Origin of the sequence: Pedobacter heparinus, from assembly GCF_032678725.1 — a bacterium.
GTDB lineage: Bacteria > Bacteroidota > Bacteroidia > Sphingobacteriales > Sphingobacteriaceae > Pedobacter > Pedobacter heparinus_A.
In genome coordinates, this window is sequence record NZ_JAVTSC010000011.1 from 1 (window position 1) to 18,583 (window position 18,583).

The 18,583-nt window shown below is 38.4% G+C and carries 21 protein-coding genes; 4 read left to right on the forward strand and 17 right to left on the reverse strand.

Translation table 11 applies throughout. The annotated features are described in order from the left end of the window. The 5 genes from R2Q85_RS16370 to R2Q85_RS16390 form a co-directional block, all read right to left on the reverse strand. Positions 1–208, reverse strand: a 208-nt coding sequence (locus R2Q85_RS16370) for a hypothetical protein (RefSeq protein ID WP_410478892.1), incomplete at its 3' end; no start/stop codon positions are given. 491 nt (positions 209–699) lie between these two features. Next, on the reverse strand, positions 700–936 hold the full coding sequence (locus R2Q85_RS16375; protein WP_316812883.1) for a hypothetical protein: 237 nt from the start codon (positions 934–936) through the stop codon (positions 700–702). Positions 937–1,055: 119 nt separating this feature from the next. Beyond that, positions 1,056–1,604: a DUF6934 family protein gene (locus tag R2Q85_RS16380; RefSeq protein ID WP_316812884.1), complete on the reverse strand. Its 549-nt coding sequence runs from the start codon at positions 1,602–1,604 to the stop codon at positions 1,056–1,058. Positions 1,605–1,778: 174 nt separating this feature from the next. Beyond that, positions 1,779–2,072, reverse strand: coding sequence for a hypothetical protein (locus tag R2Q85_RS16385; RefSeq protein ID WP_316812885.1), 294 nt, complete (start codon positions 2,070–2,072; stop codon positions 1,779–1,781). 73 nt (positions 2,073–2,145) lie between these two features. Further along, entirely contained in the window at positions 2,146–2,583 is a 438-nt protein-coding gene (locus R2Q85_RS16390; protein WP_316812886.1) for a hypothetical protein, read from the reverse strand. A gap of 354 nt (positions 2,584–2,937) precedes the next feature. Here R2Q85_RS16390 and R2Q85_RS16395 point away from each other — a divergent pair, with 354 nt between their 5' ends. After that, positions 2,938–3,651 (forward strand): hypothetical protein, encoded by a 714-nt coding sequence (locus tag R2Q85_RS16395; RefSeq protein ID WP_316812887.1) that lies wholly within the window; start codon positions 2,938–2,940, stop codon positions 3,649–3,651. A 196-nt stretch (positions 3,652–3,847) separates the two neighbouring features. Continuing rightward, positions 3,848–6,070, forward strand: a complete 2,223-nt coding sequence (locus R2Q85_RS16400; protein ID WP_316812888.1) for a hypothetical protein — start codon at positions 3,848–3,850, stop codon at positions 6,068–6,070. Between the two features lie 30 nt (positions 6,071–6,100). On the opposite strand, the gene R2Q85_RS16405 is transcribed toward R2Q85_RS16400, so the two are convergent. The 5 genes from R2Q85_RS16405 to R2Q85_RS16425 all read right to left on the reverse strand — a co-directional run bounded on the left by R2Q85_RS16405 (position 6,101) and on the right by R2Q85_RS16425 (position 8,620). Next, on the reverse strand, positions 6,101–6,517 hold the full coding sequence (locus tag R2Q85_RS16405) for a hypothetical protein (RefSeq protein ID WP_316812889.1): 417 nt from the start codon (positions 6,515–6,517) through the stop codon (positions 6,101–6,103). A gap of 14 nt (positions 6,518–6,531) precedes the next feature. Continuing rightward, positions 6,532–7,041 carry a hypothetical protein gene (locus tag R2Q85_RS16410; RefSeq protein ID WP_316812890.1) on the reverse strand — a complete coding sequence of 170 codons (510 nt, stop codon included), beginning with the start codon at positions 7,039–7,041 and terminating at the stop codon, positions 6,532–6,534. A 305-nt stretch (positions 7,042–7,346) separates the two neighbouring features. Then, on the reverse strand, positions 7,347–7,820 hold the full coding sequence (locus tag R2Q85_RS16415) for a hypothetical protein (RefSeq protein ID WP_316812891.1): 474 nt from the start codon (positions 7,818–7,820) through the stop codon (positions 7,347–7,349). Positions 7,821–8,093: 273 nt separating this feature from the next. Beyond that, complete coding sequence (locus R2Q85_RS16420; RefSeq protein ID WP_316812892.1) at positions 8,094–8,390, reverse strand: type II toxin-antitoxin system RelE/ParE family toxin; 297 nt, start codon at positions 8,388–8,390, stop codon at positions 8,094–8,096. Then, a complete protein-coding gene (locus tag R2Q85_RS16425) occupies positions 8,375–8,620 on the reverse strand; it encodes a hypothetical protein (RefSeq protein WP_316812893.1) in 246 nt (81 codons plus the stop codon). Before R2Q85_RS16425 ends, R2Q85_RS16420 begins: the two co-directional genes overlap by 16 nt. Positions 8,621–8,786: 166 nt before the next feature. On the opposite strand from R2Q85_RS16425, the gene R2Q85_RS16430 reads away from it, so the two are divergent. Further along, on the forward strand, positions 8,787–12,722 hold the full coding sequence (locus R2Q85_RS16430) for a tetratricopeptide repeat protein (protein ID WP_316812894.1): 3,936 nt from the start codon (positions 8,787–8,789) through the stop codon (positions 12,720–12,722). A gap of 286 nt (positions 12,723–13,008) precedes the next feature. Here R2Q85_RS16430 and R2Q85_RS16435 read toward each other — a convergent pair whose 3' ends face one another. The 4 genes from R2Q85_RS16435 to R2Q85_RS24600 form a co-directional block, all read right to left on the reverse strand. Continuing rightward, complete coding sequence (locus R2Q85_RS16435) at positions 13,009–13,161, reverse strand: hypothetical protein (RefSeq protein ID WP_316812895.1); 153 nt, start codon at positions 13,159–13,161, stop codon at positions 13,009–13,011. A 91-nt stretch (positions 13,162–13,252) separates the two neighbouring features. Beyond that, positions 13,253–13,651 (reverse strand): ORF6N domain-containing protein, encoded by a 399-nt coding sequence (locus R2Q85_RS16440; RefSeq protein ID WP_316812896.1) that lies wholly within the window; start codon positions 13,649–13,651, stop codon positions 13,253–13,255. A gap of 244 nt (positions 13,652–13,895) precedes the next feature. Beyond that, complete coding sequence (locus R2Q85_RS16445) at positions 13,896–15,338, reverse strand: hypothetical protein (protein WP_316812897.1); 1,443 nt, start codon at positions 15,336–15,338, stop codon at positions 13,896–13,898. A gap of 135 nt (positions 15,339–15,473) precedes the next feature. Beyond that, a complete protein-coding gene (locus R2Q85_RS24600) occupies positions 15,474–15,614 on the reverse strand; it encodes a helix-turn-helix domain-containing protein (protein WP_410478893.1) in 141 nt (46 codons plus the stop codon). 123 nt (positions 15,615–15,737) lie between these two features. Here R2Q85_RS24600 and R2Q85_RS16450 point away from each other — a divergent pair, with 123 nt between their 5' ends. Beyond that, complete coding sequence (locus R2Q85_RS16450; RefSeq protein ID WP_316812898.1) at positions 15,738–16,346, forward strand: hypothetical protein; 609 nt, start codon at positions 15,738–15,740, stop codon at positions 16,344–16,346. A gap of 28 nt (positions 16,347–16,374) precedes the next feature. On the opposite strand, the gene R2Q85_RS16455 is transcribed toward R2Q85_RS16450, so the two are convergent. The 3 genes from R2Q85_RS16455 to R2Q85_RS16465 form a co-directional block, all read right to left on the reverse strand. Further along, positions 16,375–16,920, reverse strand: coding sequence for a hypothetical protein (locus R2Q85_RS16455; RefSeq protein ID WP_316812899.1), 546 nt, complete (start codon positions 16,918–16,920; stop codon positions 16,375–16,377). A 152-nt stretch (positions 16,921–17,072) separates the two neighbouring features. Next, on the reverse strand, positions 17,073–17,726 hold the full coding sequence (locus tag R2Q85_RS16460) for a hypothetical protein (protein ID WP_316812900.1): 654 nt from the start codon (positions 17,724–17,726) through the stop codon (positions 17,073–17,075). 94 nt (positions 17,727–17,820) lie between these two features. Then, a complete protein-coding gene (locus R2Q85_RS16465) occupies positions 17,821–18,582 on the reverse strand; it encodes a phage Gp37/Gp68 family protein (RefSeq protein WP_316812901.1) in 762 nt (253 codons plus the stop codon). Position 18,583: the final 1 nt, after the last annotated feature.

Sequence of the window (18,583 nt, forward strand, 5' to 3'; positions counted from 1 at the left end):
TTTCATTCGGGTTGCCCGGCAGGTCCAGCTCCACTTCAGGCAATGCGCCACTAAAGCACACCTGCCTGTAGTTGAACCGCCCCAGGCTGGCCCAATGATTTTTATAGCGTCCAAAATAGTGCGCCTTCTGGTACATGTCCATTCCTTCAGGGTTCTCCGAATTTTTAAAGCTATGTGTAGAAAAATCTTCGTTCTCGTGTATATCCATTATTGAGTATTTGTTAAAAAATCATGGTGCCAAGGTATAGCGCGTTTTACCCTTTCCCGCTTGCGTTATGGCATATTTTAAAAATTAATAGATTAATTATCAGACGATTGCGTTAGTAAAACCCAGTAAAAAAGGCATAGGCATGCCATCGGCTTTTAGCTGTTCCTGGTGCTGTGTTTAAACTGCTTTAGCAGCCTAAAATTATAATCGGTTTTTCGATAGGGAGATGAGGTAGAATTATGTCATGGTCGTTTTTTCAGTTTTTTTAAGGTTAATAATAGAGTTAGTTGTCAGTTTTTATATTCTTTTGGTATTTCGTACAGTAATTTTTTGCGAAAAATGGTACAGGAGAAAAAAAATTCTTCGTGTTCCGCGTAATCGCCAGAAAATGTTTGATGGATTTAGTACCGGTTTGCCGCCAGAAGAGTAGCGGATAAGAAATAGAAAAAGCCGCTTTCAGCGGCTTACAATGGTATTCAAGTTAAAAAAAATTACTTAAGTGGCCAGGATTTAATCCGGCTTAGCGTCTTTTTCGCTTCTTTATTTTTCTGTGGAAAAAGCTCGCGGTCTTTTAGCCGTTCAATTATTTCAGTAAACTCAAGTCTAGAAATAACAACAGGATTGTCTCTTTTCTTAGCTTTCATATTTACTTTCCGTCCAGCAACTATTACTTTAGACTTAAAGCGTACTGGATTTAAGGTTACTGAAGAATTTCTTGGTTTCTTCAATTTTCTCAGGAAACAGAACCGTGTTCTTAAGTTTTGCTATTATTTCTGCTGGTATTTCCGAATCAGATTGATTTACAGAATCATGCATCCCTTTTTTCTTCGCTTTCATATTTTCAAAATTACATATTATTTTTTACAACCATAACTGAGTTATATTTCTTCCCAGGGATATAATCTTCAACAAGCGGTCCAGTATCATCTAGTTCAATACCACCATAAAAAGTAAAGTCCTTAATGAGCTCTTCAAATCTTTTATTAACATAACCAGTATAAATGTTTATCCTCCGGTTTGATTTTTTGCAAACATCGTCATCACAATTTCTTTTACAGTTTAGTTTACAACTTTCAATAAAAGAGGAAGAGCTATCACTTCCCCGAACAGAGATTACAGCATCTGGAAAAGACTCAAAGAACATAGGGATCGTACTTAACACCGTATTAAATACTTTATAAACATCTCCATTTTCAGTACCTACACTATCATCTATAGCGTGGTTTATTGAATCATAATCACCAAATCCAAAATTGTAGACCTTTTTATAATTATAATCCAAAACATAATCATACTGAATTGCCTTAATGAAATCTGCTTTCCCTTTACTTTTAAAAAAATACACTATTCCATGTTTGGTTTCCTCTCTGGAAAGATCATAAATTGCTTCAGTCATAACTAATGTAGTATGCTGCAAATATAAATAATTACGATCTAATTAAACCAATAATTAATTTAATATCTTTATTATCACAAGATGCTGGTGTTTCTTCCAAAATTTTGTACTAAATCCATCTATTCAAAGAACGCTTTACGCCGGGCCATCCCGGCGTTTAATTTTATATTTATCTTACACCCGAAACAAACTGTAACCGGCACTGCCGATAACCATCAGGGTAAACATCGTTTCGATGCTGATCTCGTCTATACCTTCCAGTTGTTCCAGTTCCAATGTATCTATAAATTGTTCCAAACCAAACCTGGCTTTCAGCTGATAGCGTTCCGGATAATCTTCCTGGTTTCTTAGCGTAACAGATAAGCTGATGGTTTCATCATCATTCAGGTCCAGTTCAACGCCGGTAGGCGTGGTAATTTTATTGGCATTGGTCCAGAAATGGGCCAGTAACAGATTAGCAGAGATCATGTTAATTAAATTCTAATACAGTTGTTTTATGGAAATAAATATTGTTTTTCATATCGATTCACAAAATTCTGAGTCAATTGGGTTTAAAAAAAAGCGTATCAATACGCTCTGTTTTTACCAGCTCCAGCACATCCAGCAGTTCTGTTAAACCTGCATCAATAAGCCCAATCCGTTTTCGTTGTTTCTTATTGGCATCAGCCAGTAATTCCATTGCTCTTCGCTGCAGCTGCAGCAATTGCGTCTTGTTATGGTAGTATTTAGCAATGGCCAAACCCCGGTCTTCTTCCAGGCAAAGCCTGGACAGTTCGATGATCAGGCTCAGCAGGAACTCATCAATATGCTGGTTTACCGGAACTGGGAACAGCTCTTCAAAGTGTACCACATCCCAAAGCCTTCGGTATAGCAGTTTCATATCTACCGGGTTTTTCGCTTTCATTAATCTCTTGCCTTCAACTTGTATAATACTATTTTCATTCATAGTCATAGCACCCGGAACTAAAACACGTTCCATCTGCTCCAGATGATAAACAAACGTATCGCAGATTAAGAACTTAAAATGATACTATTGCATGAAAATGTTATACAATCCATTTGATTCATTCAGGCATTGCTATCAGAACTTTCCCATTCAGAATTACCTGCTCCTCAACTGCGTTTTTAATAGCTTGAGCTTCCATTACTTAAATGCACCTCAGCAGGATTTGATTTTTTAGGAATCGTTAAACTGACCGATACCGCAAACCTGCCGGCTCATTATCAAAGAGAACCAAACTGCTGCCGTTTAAACTACTATCCACTAAAATTTTGAGAATACAAAATACCTGTTACATTTGTAGAAATAAATTTAAAACGCTAAATTTTCAAAATGAATAAACGCTTACTCTCCGCTCTTTTGCTTTTTTGTTCAGTAACAACATTTGCGCAATCTAACGCCAAAAAATCATCAATCTTTATCGGTTTAGGGCCAAGCATTCCTATCGGGGAGTTTGGAGCTAAAGATGCCAGTGATGAAAAAAACGGCCTGGCTACCACCGGCTTCTATTTTGATTTAGGCTATCAATTTCAGTTTTCAAAAAACGTAGGTGCAATTGCTATATTTAAATGGAAAACCCACGGAATTGCTAAAGAAGCATTAAAGTATGCCATACCTGATGGTTCTGGAGGCAGCTTATCTATTAATGCAGGCTCCTGGAAAATGGCTTCCGTTCTGGGCGGTATAACCCAAACATTTGCCTTATCAAAAAGTGAAAATTTCAAAATAGAGTTTAGAGAAGCCGCCGGTGTCCAGTTTACCTCAACTCCGGAATTAGATGTAAATTATAATATTCCGGGAGTTGGATCTTCATCTGCCAAGCAAGAATCCCAATCGGCTACCTCTTTCGCCTACCTGTTAGGCGTCGGGTTTAAATACCAACTGAACAGCACTTTAGGCTTAAGATTATACGGAGATTTCAACAATTCAAACGCGAATTTTAAAGCATTTACAGTGAACAGTAATGGAACCACATTGACTGTCCCATCATCCAAACAAAAAACCGGGAATATAGATGTTGGCCTGGGCTTAACAATCGGATTGTAATCTTCTAATTGAGGCTATTCTTCTACTATAATCAGTAACCTTTTTATATTCATCTTCATTTACAGTATCCACATCAGATGGTTCATTAACCAGACTCTCAAATGCTCGCCAAAAGTCTTACGCATCTCTTTAAAACCACCCTGATTTCCATAACCACGAGCTTGTGAGAAAGTAAAATTGTATTTATATTGTTAGTATGATCAAAAGGATATTTCTAAGTATTATTGGCTTGTTCCTGTTGCATACCTCAATTGCTCAAACCGCCGCTCCCGATAATGAACTCTGGCTTACAAAACTAGCCCAGTACAAAAAAAATCATCCATCAATTGCTTTGTTCGCGCATATTGATAAAACGATATATACCAATAATGAAATCATCTGGTTTAGCGCTTACCTGATCAGCAATACAGCTCAAAATCTAAAAAATCACAACATCCTGTATGTTAGCCTGATAAAAGCAGATACCCGTGATATTGTACTTATGGGTAAGTATGTAATGGAGAATGGCCTAAGCTTTGGCAGCTTAAACTTACCAGACACCATTGCATCCGGAAATTATGAACTTTTGGCATCTACCAATGTTCTGGAAAAAAATAGTCATCCGCTCTGTACATTTAGCCAGCCTGTAATTGTTAAAAACATGACACTTCCTGTTTCCGACGGAAGCACTGCCGGGCAGAACGCCATAAGTACGCCAAATAAAACTAAGCAAACAGACATTAAGTTTTATCCTGAAGGCGGCAACCTGATAGCTGGTCTTGCAGGAACAATCGGCTGGGAAACAAAAAGCAGCACAGGCAGCCCCCTGAAATTAAAGGCCGCGCTGCTTAAAGATAAATTGAGTATTGACACCATTGAAACAAATGAATATGGCATGGGTACTTTTCAGCTCATACCCGACGAAAAATCTAAGTACGCGATTAAGATCATAGGCAATAATAGTTTCCTACCGGACAGTTCCTATTCCTTGCCAACAGCCTTGTCATCTGGCATAAACCTGCGCCTGGCACAAGCCATTGTAAAAGACACGCTGCAGTTTAAACTTTTCAGCAAATCGGAAACCGGGGTACATGTCTTAATCCACAACTATCAGGATGCTTACGCATCGTTTAGTACTACAGCACTACCTACCGGAAAAAAGGTCAGCATCGCATTAAACGCGCTGCCTAAGGGAATTGCAACAATAACGGTATTGGATAAAAACAACCAGCCACTTGCAGAAAGGTTATTTTTCGCTCATTATGATCAAAAAATAACAACCAATCTATCGCTCAATAAATCCAGCTATCGTAAAAGAGATTCCGTAAAAATAAAGCTTAAACTCACTAACAAATCTGGCCAGCCAGTTCAAGGAATACTTTCCGCTGCGATAGTACAATCCATCCGTTTAAATGAGTATGAATTCCCCGATATAGAAAGCCATACTTACTTATACCAGGCTCTAAACTTGAATCCTTTATATGAATATGGCAGATCATTGCAGGAAAAACCCTATCTCGAAAATGTGATGTTAATTAAAGGCTGGCGAAAATATACCTGGCAAGAACTGATCAGCTCAACGGGTAACGATACTGTTCCAGCTCCTGCACCAGCTGTACTTAATGCACAGTTCAAATACAAAGGCAAGCCCTTAAAAGCACCGCTTGATTTAATTATTCAGAATAACCCTGCTTTCACTCCAATAAAGACAAATAATACAGGATATTTTGACCTCGACAGGGAAAACCTGATTGTACCGGCAGACAAAAAGATAGGGATATTTATAAATTCAAAAAATAGTGAGGGTTATACCCTATCGGTGATTGATCCCTTTACGGAGATCAACAAAAGACTTGCCCGTCAATTGCCAATATACAGGCCAGATTTGGGAAAACACGCTGAACCAGACGCCAACATAAAAAAGGCGGGACTGGAAGCCGGCCAAACGTTAAAAACCGTAAACATCAGCGCAAAAAATTCAGATGGCTCGTTTTACGGTACTAATAAAATACCAGGAGCAAATGAATGTGGAGATTATGTTGATGCCCGCGGATATCTAAATTATCCGGGCAGCGCAGGCAATAGCGCTAATTACCAGCCCATTGAGGGAAAACAATACCTGATCAGAACAGATTTGGGCAGTACAAAATTTGAAGTAAGGCCAATCAGTTACATGGGCTGTACCACAAAGAAAGAACAAAATTCATTTAAAATAGATGGCATTCATTTAACCAAAGAATTTTATGTCGCAAATGCCGGCAGCCCCGAACCTGAATATGCCACTACATTGCTCTGGAAACCAGGCATCACCACCAATGCACAGGGAGAGGCAGAAATAGAATGTCTGACGAGTGACATTACAGGTAATTTCAGAATAATCCTGCAGGGCATATCCAGGGATAATGTAATATTTACAACGGGAAATTTTAAGGTAGATTAATCTTTTTTCTCTTCAACAAATCGCTGGTTTTTATTTACTATTCCTGATATATATACGGTCAAAGCTTCTCACTAATGAATCAAGCTTTTTGCTCTTATAGAAATTCATACAACCTAATAACAGCGGTTTTTGATATCCATAATCTGCAATTTGTGATGGCTTTATCCCTAATGCTGCTGCCTTTGACATACTATCAATCTTCTTATATACATCCCGATCTCCATAATTACTGATTTCTATATAAATGCCGTGGCTGATATCCTTCTTAAGCCTATCAACATCCGTTGCGTATGTAATACATCCACATAATGCATATTCCTTCAATAATTTGCGTGTTTCTGTCACACGGGAAATCCTTCTGAAATTGAGATCCTCAGAAAAAACCTGCCTGTTGCAACTTATAAAAAAGATGTTACACATCAGTAGTAAGGTTAAAAATCGTTTCATATTTTTTTGTTGATTTAGCTAACGGCCTGGTATAAAACGAACCATTCGGTCCAGGTGTCTTTGATTTTTTTATAAACAGCAATCTCAGTATTTCCACATAAGTTTCCACAAGCATAATCGACGTAAAAAATGCACAATGTCTCATTTCTGATAAAAATGGGTTTAGAAAAGGAGTAAAATCCACCATTGTATTCTTTAGTGAATTTTTGCCACCCATTAATTTTGCCCTTAAAAATTTCGCTCAACTTACTGCGAGGAATAAGTGTAGATTTTTTCAGCAAATTTCCATCAAAAGATTTCTCTTTTATTTTTGAGGCCTCAGCCAAAATAAAATCCTTCTCGTGTTTTGCAAGCACTAACCTGGCTTCGTGTTTATAGGTCCTCAAGGTGTCTTTTTTACATATATCCACAAATAAATTATATACATATTCGGCTACGTCAATCTTGTCCGTATACACAATAGGTTCTTTTTCTTTGAAATAACTTCTGATAAACTCTAGTTCCTGCCGTTCTTGTGCGTGCAAGCTGACAGTCAAAATTGATATTAAAAGCGTTAATAAGAAATAATACCTCATATTCTTTTATTAATTGGGGTTAAAAATTTTGTTGACGTGCAGGACATTAAAAAACCCAAAATGAATATAAAAACAGAGAAAAATAAATAAACCTATTATTTATTTTGGTTTTGTAATATTTCAAAGTCTTTAATCTTCAATTCCCCGTACTGGTCTGCTACCAGCTTAATCCACTCTCCCTTACTTTGGTGATATATCCCAAATGGATTTGGAATACCCCTTTCAAATGTGATCTGAATTTACTCGATGAACTCTTACCGGTTTTGATTTGATCCCCGCACTGTAATGTTCTTAATAATTAGTTTCCCATAAGCATCATTTACTATGTCAGTCCATTCTCCATCACTTTGAAGGTATAAGCCATAAGCATTAATAATGGCGTTTTCAAATGTAATCACAACAGCGCTTTGTCTTCTGTGACGTTTGATCTTATCATCGGCTACCGCAGCGCTTTGGAAATACAAGGTAATCGTCTTTACTGGCCCTGCAGGCTTATTAGCTGGTGCTATTGTATATGATTTCACCTCTAATTTTAAGTCTTTTAACAGCGTATTCAAATCCTTACCATGATATTTAGATCTTTGTGCATTAACCTTTTCCAAAAATTTAATGGTGTCTTGCTGTTCCTGAAAATTTAGCTTTTTTAAACTGTAAAAATTGCCAGCAAATGAATTTTCAACTTTAGCAATTATTAATGCGGCGGCGATGAATAAAAATAGTGTTTTCATATATTTAGATAAGAATGTAAATGAAATAACTATTTAATCTCAGAGCGTTTAAATTCATATTATTCAGATAGCAAACAGCATGCAAGATATTAATATACCCTTAACCCTCCAAACTCACCGTATAAAACGCTAATTTCAAAACGAAGATTGAAAACTTTTTCACTCCTACTCATTCTAAATAGTAATTTTTCAAGCCAGCAAATGCCAAAGCAATGCCAGCAAACGTTTAAAAAACCTTTGAAAATTATTGTTTAAAAGAGACGGAAAGGTTGATCAAAACATACGTTTGGACGGATCTGATCTGGTATCGTACAAATTCAGAATGATAATTTTATTACCATCAACTTTATAAAACATCAGATTGTGTGGCGTTATCAATATGCCCCGCACACCAGGTATCTTTTCAGACAATATCCCGGAATTGGGATAAGATTTCAACATATTGATTCTGTTGTCAATTTTTTTGAGGAATCTGATGGCGATTTTCTCGCCCCATTCCTTTTCCAGGTACACCTGAACTTTAACGAGATTATTAATGAAGCGTTTTTTGAATATTACTTCAAACGCCATTTAGCAGTAACCTTTTTATATTCATCTTCATTTACAGTATCCACATCAGATGGTTCATTAACCATACTGGTTAGTTCATCAACCTGGTAAGGCGTTAGCGAATCAGCAATGTCTTTCCCATTCATATGGGTAAAAAAAGACACCTCCTGTTCCAGCATGATCAATGCATCTTCATCTGTTATAGATGAGATTTTTTTAATCAAATTTGTTTGTCTTTGTTTTACTGTCATAGCAATTAATGCTTATTACAAATATAACAAATACTCAACCAATTAACCACAACTCTTTCTTAAACATTGCACCTCCAAAAAAAGCAATCGCTAACAAAGAATTTCCCGTCCTGAAATCATTTTATTTTTTAAATAAAATCATTATCTTGGAGAAATCTCCAAAATCATGCTAGATCCTTTATCCTTAATAGCCGTAGCTGGCAAATTAATAGTGGATGCCTATCATTCTGAAACGCTTAAAAGTGTAGGTCAGGGGATATTGGGCAACCGTGCAGATCATTATACCTGTAAATTGCTGGGTCATACTTTCAAAAAAGTTAAGCTGTACTGGACAAAAGATGAATTGCCAAAAAATGCTGATCTTGGAAGGGCCATAAAAGAAGCAAACATCTACGCAACAGCTTTCTTGTTTCAGGCTTATATCACAGAACTCGAAAATAAGCTTGCCGCCAGCGGCCAATGGGAATCCAATATCGAAAAAGCTGCGCTCAAGTCTGCTGTAGAACGCTACCTGGACGAAGAACAAGATATTATCGATGCTCCCTTTCCTGATTTGCATGGCGATCCTGCTTACAGCCGGGTAGAGGTTTTGTTGGCTGCCGCCGAGCACAACCACGAAGACACACTCAGGCTGCGCGATGAGTTAAGTATGGAGGTGAAAAACAACCTGGTCCAAAGTCTCCGGGAGCAGCTATTCTTTCAGCATTTTCCTGAGCTGTTAAAAGAAATGATTTATTCGGGTTGGGAAACCGAAGCCGGCCATCTGGACTGGTTCGACATCATGACGTTAAAATTTGCAACCATTCTAAAAGATCCGGAAAAGGCCAAAGCCCAGGTGGCCTTTACAAACCGGCTGCTTTCAGACATTAAAATCAACGCTGCCCATATTGAAGTTACCCTGGCTGAGTTAACAGACAAACTGGATACTTTACTCAGCACAGAAAGGACAGTCAATATACTGGGGCCCAAGATTGACCTTTGGTTAAAAGACCTCAGGAAAGATGTAAGGATCATCAAGCAAAACACCAGGAACTTGCTCCGAAAAGCAGATGTTTTTGAAGCTAACCAAAAGGAAATGGCCGCTTCTATTGACACCATGAACATGAACATCAATACCCTCATTCATGACAACAGACTGCCACGTTTATTGACACTCCCGCCATTTGACACCGACATTTTTATTGGCCGTGATGAAGAGATAGACCTCTTCGAAGAAAAATTAACTGCCAATCAAAATCTGTTGCTGCTGGTAAACGGAGAGGGCGGTGTAGGTAAAACAACAGTAGCTTCTAAGTTCTGGCTCAAAAAGGAAAAAAATTATCATCATTTGATCTGGCTCTATTGCGACCAGGGTATCGAAAGTGCTTTGCTTTCGTTGGCCAGTGCACTGGGCATTAAAAAAGCAAACCAGAACATAGAGCAAATGACCACAACCGAACAAGCTGATAAACTAAACGATGTGATCCGTGACCTCGCAGGATTAAAAAGTCCTGCCCTTATGGTACTGGATAACGCCAATCACATCAAAGACCTGGAAAAACATTATCAGCACCTGCGGCGGCTTACAAATTTCCACATCCTCATTACCAGCCGTGTAGGAGAACTCTCAGGGGTAAAGCGACATCAGCTCAGCCCGCTCAATGAAACACTGCTCAGCGAACTTTTCCTGCATTATTACGACCGGATTGAAGACGAAGAGCTCCCTTTGCTCAAAAAGATCATCAATGCAGTAGGCCGGAACACCCTGGTGGTAGAAGTACTGGCCAAAAATTTAAGGGAGATCAATAAGTACCAGCAAGTTTACGCTTTAGCCGATCTGTTAAAAGACCTGCAGAAAAAGGGACTGCTGCTGGTACAAGGGAAATCAGTGCCGATCAACTACCATGGCATTAAGCTCACCAAGGCCAAACCAGAAGAGATCATCAAGGCCATGTACGACATTGAACAATTGTCTGCTCCCGAAAAACATCTGCTCAGCAACCTGGCCGTTTTACCTGCAGAAAAAATAACCTATAATATACTTTATAATCTGCTAAAACCTGCAGAACAGGATGAATTTAACGATACATTGCAGAGTTTGTCTGATAAAGGCTGGATAGAATTCGATGCGCAGCAAAATGCCTTTAAAGTGAGCCCGGTGATACAGGAAGTGGTTCGGGAAGAAAACAAGAATGAGCTGCGAAGCAACTGTTCCGTGTTGATTACTACATTAACGGGCATCATGGCCAACCCCTCCGATTCTTCTATATCCTATACCCGGATTGCCGGATCGGTGATCAATTTTGTACACATTACCTTTGATGACAGTGCATTGCTGGGCTTGTATCTCTGTGATCGTTATTTGGAAAATGGCGACGCTGTAATTGCAGAAAAAATATTACTGGATATCCTGGAATACCTATCCCAGGCAAGCACGCCAAATGTAAAAAACTACCTCATATATGCCTATCATGTTTATGCTGATGTTTTATGCATACTGGGTAATTACGTAAAAGCCCGGGAATACTACCTGAAAGAAAAAAAGCTGGCAACAGAATTAAATCAATCTTTTGACCTTGGCAGGTATGCAGATTTCCTGGCGGCGATCGGGCACTTTGAAGAAGCTGAACCTATCCTATATAAAGCGCATATCCTGTTGATTAAAAAGGGGGAAGCTAAAGCACCAGACTTTGACCTGGAAAACTTAGGCTATTCTGCCCATACGCTATCCATCATGATGCGTAACCAGGGAAGATACGATGAAGCCGTTCAATACAGCAACACTGCAATTGATATTTATACCCTTACCCGGGGTGCTGAGCATGAATACACCGGCATCTGCCTGGACACATTGGCATCCATTCTGATCAGGCAGGGAATACTTGAGGAGGCGAAAGCGCTAAGTTTACGCTGTGAGCATATTTTCAAACAGAAATTACAACCAGATGATGTCAACTGGGAGAGTCATTTTTCTATTATGGGCCAATACTGGACTGCGAAGAAAGACCTGCAAAAAGCCACTGAATTTTACAAAAAAAGCCTGGATTTGATGGAGGATAAGGTTGGGGGATTAAACTTCAGGGTATTAGATGCTTTAATCTCTAAGAGTCAACTTGCTGCAGAGTTAGCCGATCAGCAAAAAATTTCTACAGCAGAACTGGAAGCGGTTTCCTCAGATTTAACAGATCTGGTAACCAATAAACTGGAATCGTTAATCAACATATATGGAGCCATCCACCCGATGGTAGGCAAGGCCCTCAGGTGTGCGAAAATCGTTACCGAAAGGCTGAACAATAAGGATGCCCTGGATTTCCTGGACCTGCAGTTAAAAGAATACCAGCGGTTGTCAGATGGCTTCGGAAAAATCAGGCTGGATGAATTTACCGGGCGTACGCTTGCAGCCGAAACCAAATCGGAAATGATTGAGCGATGCAGACCCTACCAATCTATGCCATTGGACGAAGATTTACTTACCGTAAAAGAATTTGATCTACCATTTTTTCATTCCTACAAAGTGTACGCATTTGAGTACCACCATACAACTCGAAAAACTTTTCGTTATGTTTTAGCCAATAGCAATCAGGTTTTACCAATAGATTTTACCAATTTACCATTGTATAAGGCGGCTAAATCAGACCATAATTTTTCAAAAGAACAAATCATTCCCTATTTAAAATTTTTCTTCGACGCCGTTTATGGCCGGCATGGTTCTTTTTATATTGTTGACAATCATGAGCAGATGCCCTGGATGCTGACAAAAAACATTTCTGCGGCTGATAAGAGAAAATATTTCTCTACTATTAAGATACCGGCTTTGGTAAATTATACCAACAAAAATGCCGAAATCTCGCTCTACATATTATTTAACAATTCGGTATTTCGTTCCCGGGCAAATATCAATCTGACAGTTCCTGCAGACAATGAGAAAGACGCATCTCGGATTTTTCCAGGCGAAATCACACTTTCCGATGAATACCTTGTACTCTTTAATGAGGACCTAGAACCACTTTTTCAAACTGAGCCAGGTAATGATGAGCCTCCTGTGGTCATTGATCTGGAAGGCAATCGGATTAGCGGAAATACGGATGCTTATAAAGACTTCGTACCGGCAAAAATGATATAAATATGCTCAGGCATAGCGTCTCCAGGCCCTTCAGCGAAGGTGAAAAGTCGAGTGCCCTAAACATTGGCTATATTGAGATAGAAAACAGACCGCCAATTTCCGAGAGAAACGAGTTAATCGAGCTTTCCAAACTGCCTGCATATGTCAAATGGAAAAAAAATAAGACAACTGCTTAAGTGTCTGAGGTAGAATAATCTGAAAAAACTAAAATTTTTTCTTTCCATCATAGAGATAGTTTATTTGTAATTCCATACTGTTTTTCAAGAGTTGCCTTGTCAAAGTTTCACTATACAACTCCGTCTTTGCCCTCTTCTCCTAATATATCAATTGCCTCTTTATCTTTAAATACGGTAACAGAAGCTATCTCTTCAGGGCGATATTGCTGCAAATCACTTTGCAGTACATTCACTATCCATAAAAAAGACTGGGTTGCTTCCAAGCTTTTTTAAAACCCTTTCTGGTGATTGGGCAAAACTAATTAATGTAATAAAATTGAACAGGATAAAAGCGGTTAATTTCATATTGCAAATTTATAATGCACCAAGATAAAAAAGGTATCTCATTTTCCAATACCTCCGCATAGCCACAAAAGCACGCATAACTTCTATGCTCATTAAAATGGCAGTTTCACTTCTTAAAACTGAGGCCAACATGGCTATTCCCTGCTCAGTAAACACTGCAGGAAGATACTTACTATGAGCACCTTTTCTATCTAAGGTCACAAATTGTGACCTTATAGATTTCAACTCATCTTTCGAGAGTTGAAACATAAAATCCCCTGGAAACCTTTCCAGGTTCCTCTTTACTGCCTGGTTAAGCACCTTAGTCTCCACACCGTACAACACCGCCAGGTCTCTGTCAAGCATTACCTGTTTACCGCGAACATTAAAAATCTTATCCTGTATTATTTCCTGAGTTATTGCCGTCATAATGCTTAGTAAAAAAGCTAAGCTAACCAGTAACAGCGAAGAAAACCACAGTCAGCTGCATTTCAGGAAAATTCACCGTCTTTATTGCATTTTACCAAATTAAATATGGAGTAGTTACTATAAATAGATCTCTCCCATACGGTCGGTTAACAAAGGCCTGTCCACGCATTAAAGGGGAAAATGATGGAGATAGATCCGAAACTTTATTTTAAACGACAATATTTCCTTCATACTAAATAAGCTTTTATTTTAGTTCTGTCCTAATCACTCCTGCATAAGTCGCTGCCCAGATCGCCCCGTCCTTATCTTTTATGATTCGCTCTATATTTACGCTCGGTACGTTTGAATTTTCAGTGGTATAAATCTCAAGTTTTTTGCTCTCTATATTATATTTCAAGATTCCAACATTGTTCTGGCTGAGCCAAAGATTACCAGTCTGTTCATCTAAAAAGAAGTCATTAATGCTATTGCCAGCAAACATTTTAGGGTCTTCAGCAAATATTCTCTGCCAATTACCATTTGGGGATAAAACGTAAATTCCCGCTGCCGTTCCCTTTTCATTGTAAAGTGAGAACCAAAGATTCCCCTTTTTATCTTCATGCATCTTTGAAATGTATGCCTTTGAAAGTGGTGTGGACTTGTCATTTAAGGATGTGGTATTACCCTTTTCAATGATCACGTTGCCCTCAAAAGTACCAATCCAGGTCCGTTCTTTACTATCAACAAATACACCCAGAGTTTTGTCTGATGGCAGTTTAGAATTCTTTTTCGTCATCTCGCTCCACTTCTGACCATCAAACCTAGATACCCCATTCCAGGAGGTAAAAAGGACGTTTCCAGAATGGTCAACGAAGATATTTCTTGCCCAGTTAATTGGTGAATTTATTGAATCAAATTTGGTCCAGACGTGGTTATCATAGCGGTAAACATCATATCCGATTATAAACCATTTATTATCCTTTTTATCCACCTCCATATCTCTTACCGACTGTGTTTCTTTTTTGTTGTAGGAGGTTGGTGATATGATGGTGTTAGATGAGTTGAAATGTTCCCACTTTCCGTTTGCTATCTTTATAATCCCATTATCTGTTCCAATCCAGATATCGCCTTTTTGGTCACTCGCTACTGCCCTGGTCATGTCCCAAGGCATTTCCGAGTTACTTTGATTAAAGACCTTCCATGTTTCACTGAGCTGTGATTTGTCACTTCCCATTCGGTCTGGTGAACCTTTAGCCGCGATATTGGATTGATTGGCAAAATCAAAGGTCCTCCTTTTTGCTCCATACTTGCCATTTTCGAACTGAAGTATAATCGAGACAGAACTATTCTCTTTTTTGGAACCGGTAATTGCAGGGGTCCAGTTTTCACCGCCGTTAATTGAGGCTTTGAGCTTGAGCTCGGTTGAGCTGATATTGGTTTTATTGTCTACGCTTAACAGGCAAGGTTTGCCATCTTCGTCGATAAGTATCTGCATTTCAATGGTGCCTTTTAAAATACCAAGGCTTTTTTCTCCGATTCCAGTTAAGAGGTTTTGAATAATGGTCTTTGGTGGCTGTGCCTTTGGTTCCCCGCAGTCAAGGCAAAAAGACGAGAGTTTACAATCTTCGAACTTTTCGGGATAAAGGCTTTGAGAGTGGACAGAGACGGCAATTATACTTATTGCTATTGTAAATAGAATTTTTTTCACCTAGTGCAATGATTAAAGGACGATAAATTTATTGAAAGATATATTTTTTAGGTGAACTAATAAAATTTATTGATTTACACAGCATTTAATACATGCAAGTTCAGGGAAATTTTGAGGGTATAGCGTCGGATTGTTTTAGAATAGGATATCAAGCGGGCGGGGTGCTGCCCCCCTCTTCCACTCCTTCGGCCTCATCCCTGTCATTTTCTTAAAAAACCGGCAAAAGTACAATGGGTATTCAAAGCCCAGTTCATACACAATAAACTTTGTAGGCATACCTTGAAGCAAACAGTATGAGCTCCATTCCGAAAATTATCTGGTAAACAGCAAATTAATCAGTCACCTAACTTTAATTACCAGTTTTTGTTCACTAGATTTAACTAATCAAACGCCCATATAATGACTAATGAACAACAATTCTGGAATTGGGTTGCAGTGAATGAGGCCAGATACAACTTTCTCCATCAAATTGAAGATGGTGATGAAAGAGAACAATATTTAGAAGAACTAGAGCAACAACTCCATCTCTATTGTGAAAATTTGTATTTTGAGGTAGGTGGTTATCCAGATGAAAAGCAAGATCTAATTATTACAGCTCAAGGTGATGCTGATTTTTTTAACGATGCAGAATCTCTTGTAAAGCAGGCACCAAACCTGCAACATTGGAATGTAATAGCGTTAAAACCAGCTGTAAAAGGTAGTTCCATTGAGTACGACAACATACGACTTAATGCAGAAGATATGTCGTTTATACCATTGAATAATAATAATTCCCAGAAAATAGGCTTGCGGGTATATGTCGACAATTATAATCCCGTCGATAAGGAGAGCTTTATAAATGCTACTTACTTAATAGTTGATAATCTGTTAGGTGAAAAGTCGAGTGCCATGGACATTGGCTATATTGAGATAGAAAACAGACCGCCAATTTCCGAGAGAAACGAGTTAATTGAACTTTCCAAACTGCCTGCATATGTCAAATGGAAAAAAAATAAGACAACTGCTTAAGCGTCTGAGGTAGATTAATCTGAAAAAACTAGAATTTTTTCTTTCCATTATAGAGATTATCAGGCACATCAGAAACGATCACTACTCCATATAGTTTATTTGTAATTCCATACTGTTTTTCAAGAGTTGCCTTGTCAACTATCATGATCTCCTTAAAAACTTTATCATTTATCGCAGCAAGCGTGCCTTCATAACCTTTTTCAGATAAAACACGCTTGTTTATAATGTATAGAATGGTGCTGTCACTGTCAAAATTAGGAAGCAGTTCACCATAGGATTTTGATTTAGTTTTAAAATATTTCCAATATCTTTTTTTGGCAAACGGTATAGTTTCAATATATACAACTCCGTCTTTGCCCTCTTCTCCTAATATATCAATTGCCTCTTTATCTTTAAATACGGTAACAGAGGCTATCTCTTCCGGGCGATATTGCTGCAAATCACTTTGCAGTACATTAACACTATCCATAAAAAAGACTGGGTTGCTTCCAAGCTTTTTTAAAACCCTTTCTGGTGACTGGGCAAAACTAATTAATGTAATAAAATTGAACAGGATAAAAGCGGTTAATTTCATATTGCAAATTTATAATGGGCCAAGATAAAAAACGTATCTCATTTTCCAATACCTCCAATGTACTTCACTTGCAGCAGTCCTAACCTGGGCAATATTAACAAGTGGACAAACATACTGGAGATTTTTAAACGTAGAACCAGGTCAAAGGTTAATTAATACCCATCAAGCTTCATATCATTGACTAGATAAGCTTTTGCTTGTTCGGGTGAGATATTCTTTAAAAATGCATTATGAGCCTTATCTCCATTCTTCTGAATTTTGACTTCCACCTCTTTTATTAATAAATTAAGCAAGGCTATGAGCGATTTAAGATCCCGCACCCTTGGACTCGCTAATTTTCTTGCTATGATTATGTTCTCAGTATCTCCATCCAACATATAACCAGTTTTGGATACCTTGATGAAAACCATTGCTTGCTCATTTGCAGTGTCACCGCGATGCGCTATATAGGAGTGCCGTAAATCCATCAAATGATCATGTATTTCTTGGTACTTCTTATCATGCGGCTCAAATACGGACTTCTCCAGTTTTGACATTCCCGCCATATTTTCGGTAAAGCATTTTCCGTACGTTATGATAATTGATTGCCAAAGTGCAAATTCTGTCATGTAGTTGGAACCAGGAGATTCCCTTAAAGAAATTAGCTCTTCCGCAATTTGTGAGATAAAAAATAAATCTTCTCTAATAAGCATGAAGGACTTTAGTTTCTTGGTAAACCGATCAGGCATAACATATAATAAGTTATTGGGATATTTATCCTTTACGGTCTTATATATATCGGCTATAGCCCTCTCTCTTTCTGTCATAAAAGTCGATTTTTTTCATGATTATTTTACCTGAATTTTAACAATTATCACAACATCAAACCTACATTCTACTGGCGCATATGGAGCATGCATATTAAGCCGCTTTCACCGGCATTTGACGGTAAATCTTACCATCCAACTGGCAGCCTCCTTTGGCATGATCCGGATGTTTCGCATCTATGGTCGGATCATCTGGATTGACATTAAATTTAGGCTTGCCCCACTGTTTAAAAAAGAAAGGAACCTTGTATGCTTCGCATTTAACTTTAATATCATCCACCCATTCCTTTTTCAATGGTCTGGCCTTATGGCCGGATTCCCCTCCTACAATTACCCAATTGATATTTGTCAGGTTAACGGTCTTTACCGCTCCTATCAAAGGCTCAATAGAAAGGAACTTTGTTTTTGCGGGTGTTCTGGAAAGTTCATCAATTCTGTAGCTGTATTTTTCATTTTCAACGGAAACACCCATCCAAATATTCTCCGTCCAATTTAACTCAGCGGCAACTTGCAAAAGCCTTTCCGAGCGTTTGGTTAATACCTGATAAATATGCTGCGGGGTTTGATTCATTACTGCAAAAACTGCCTTAATATAATCAAGTGGTACTTCCGGATGAAAAAGATCACTCATAGAGTTTACAAACACAACTTTCGGTTTTTTCCAGGAAAAAGGTGTAGTTAAAGTGTCAGGGTGTATCCTGATCTTGAAACCTTCGCTATATTTCTCAACACCCATAGATTTTAATCTTCTGGTCATTACCTCCGCATAGCAGTTTTTGCATCCAGGGCTTATCTTGTTACATCCGGTCACAGGATTCCATGTAAGTTCAGTCCATTCTATGTTTGATTGTGCCATA

Bases quoted from the DNA above. Each gene is read 5' to 3' on its own strand.
- R2Q85_RS16380 (WP_316812884.1), bottom strand. From the start codon at position 1,604: ATGACTGAAGCAATTTATGATCTTTCCAGAGAGGAAACCAAACATGGA.
- R2Q85_RS16385 (WP_316812885.1), bottom strand. From the start codon at position 2,072: ATGATCTCTGCTAATCTGTTACTGGCCCATTTCTGGACCAATGCCAAT.
- R2Q85_RS16390 (WP_316812886.1), bottom strand. From the start codon at position 2,583: ATGGAACGTGTTTTAGTTCCGGGTGCTATGACTATGAATGAAAATAGT.
- R2Q85_RS16395 (WP_316812887.1), top strand. From the start codon at position 2,938: ATGAATAAACGCTTACTCTCCGCTCTTTTGCTTTTTTGTTCAGTAACA.
- R2Q85_RS16400 (WP_316812888.1), top strand. From the start codon at position 3,848: ATGATCAAAAGGATATTTCTAAGTATTATTGGCTTGTTCCTGTTGCAT.
- R2Q85_RS16405 (WP_316812889.1), bottom strand. From the start codon at position 6,517: ATGAAACGATTTTTAACCTTACTACTGATGTGTAACATCTTTTTTATA.
- R2Q85_RS16415 (WP_316812891.1), bottom strand. From the start codon at position 7,820: ATGAAAACACTATTTTTATTCATCGCCGCCGCATTAATAATTGCTAAA.
- R2Q85_RS16420 (WP_316812892.1), bottom strand. From the start codon at position 8,390: ATGGCGTTTGAAGTAATATTCAAAAAACGCTTCATTAATAATCTCGTT.
- R2Q85_RS16425 (WP_316812893.1), bottom strand. From the start codon at position 8,620: ATGACAGTAAAACAAAGACAAACAAATTTGATTAAAAAAATCTCATCT.
- R2Q85_RS16430 (WP_316812894.1), top strand. From the start codon at position 8,787: ATGCTAGATCCTTTATCCTTAATAGCCGTAGCTGGCAAATTAATAGTG.
- R2Q85_RS16440 (WP_316812896.1), bottom strand. From the start codon at position 13,651: ATGACGGCAATAACTCAGGAAATAATACAGGATAAGATTTTTAATGTT.
- R2Q85_RS24600 (WP_410478893.1), bottom strand. From the start codon at position 15,614: ATGCCTACAAAGTTTATTGTGTATGAACTGGGCTTTGAATACCCATTG.
- R2Q85_RS16450 (WP_316812898.1), top strand. From the start codon at position 15,738: ATGACTAATGAACAACAATTCTGGAATTGGGTTGCAGTGAATGAGGCC.
- R2Q85_RS16455 (WP_316812899.1), bottom strand. From the start codon at position 16,920: ATGAAATTAACCGCTTTTATCCTGTTCAATTTTATTACATTAATTAGT.
- R2Q85_RS16460 (WP_316812900.1), bottom strand. From the start codon at position 17,726: ATGACAGAAAGAGAGAGGGCTATAGCCGATATATATAAGACCGTAAAG.
- R2Q85_RS16465 (WP_316812901.1), bottom strand. From the start codon at position 18,582: ATGGCACAATCAAACATAGAATGGACTGAACTTACATGGAATCCTGTG.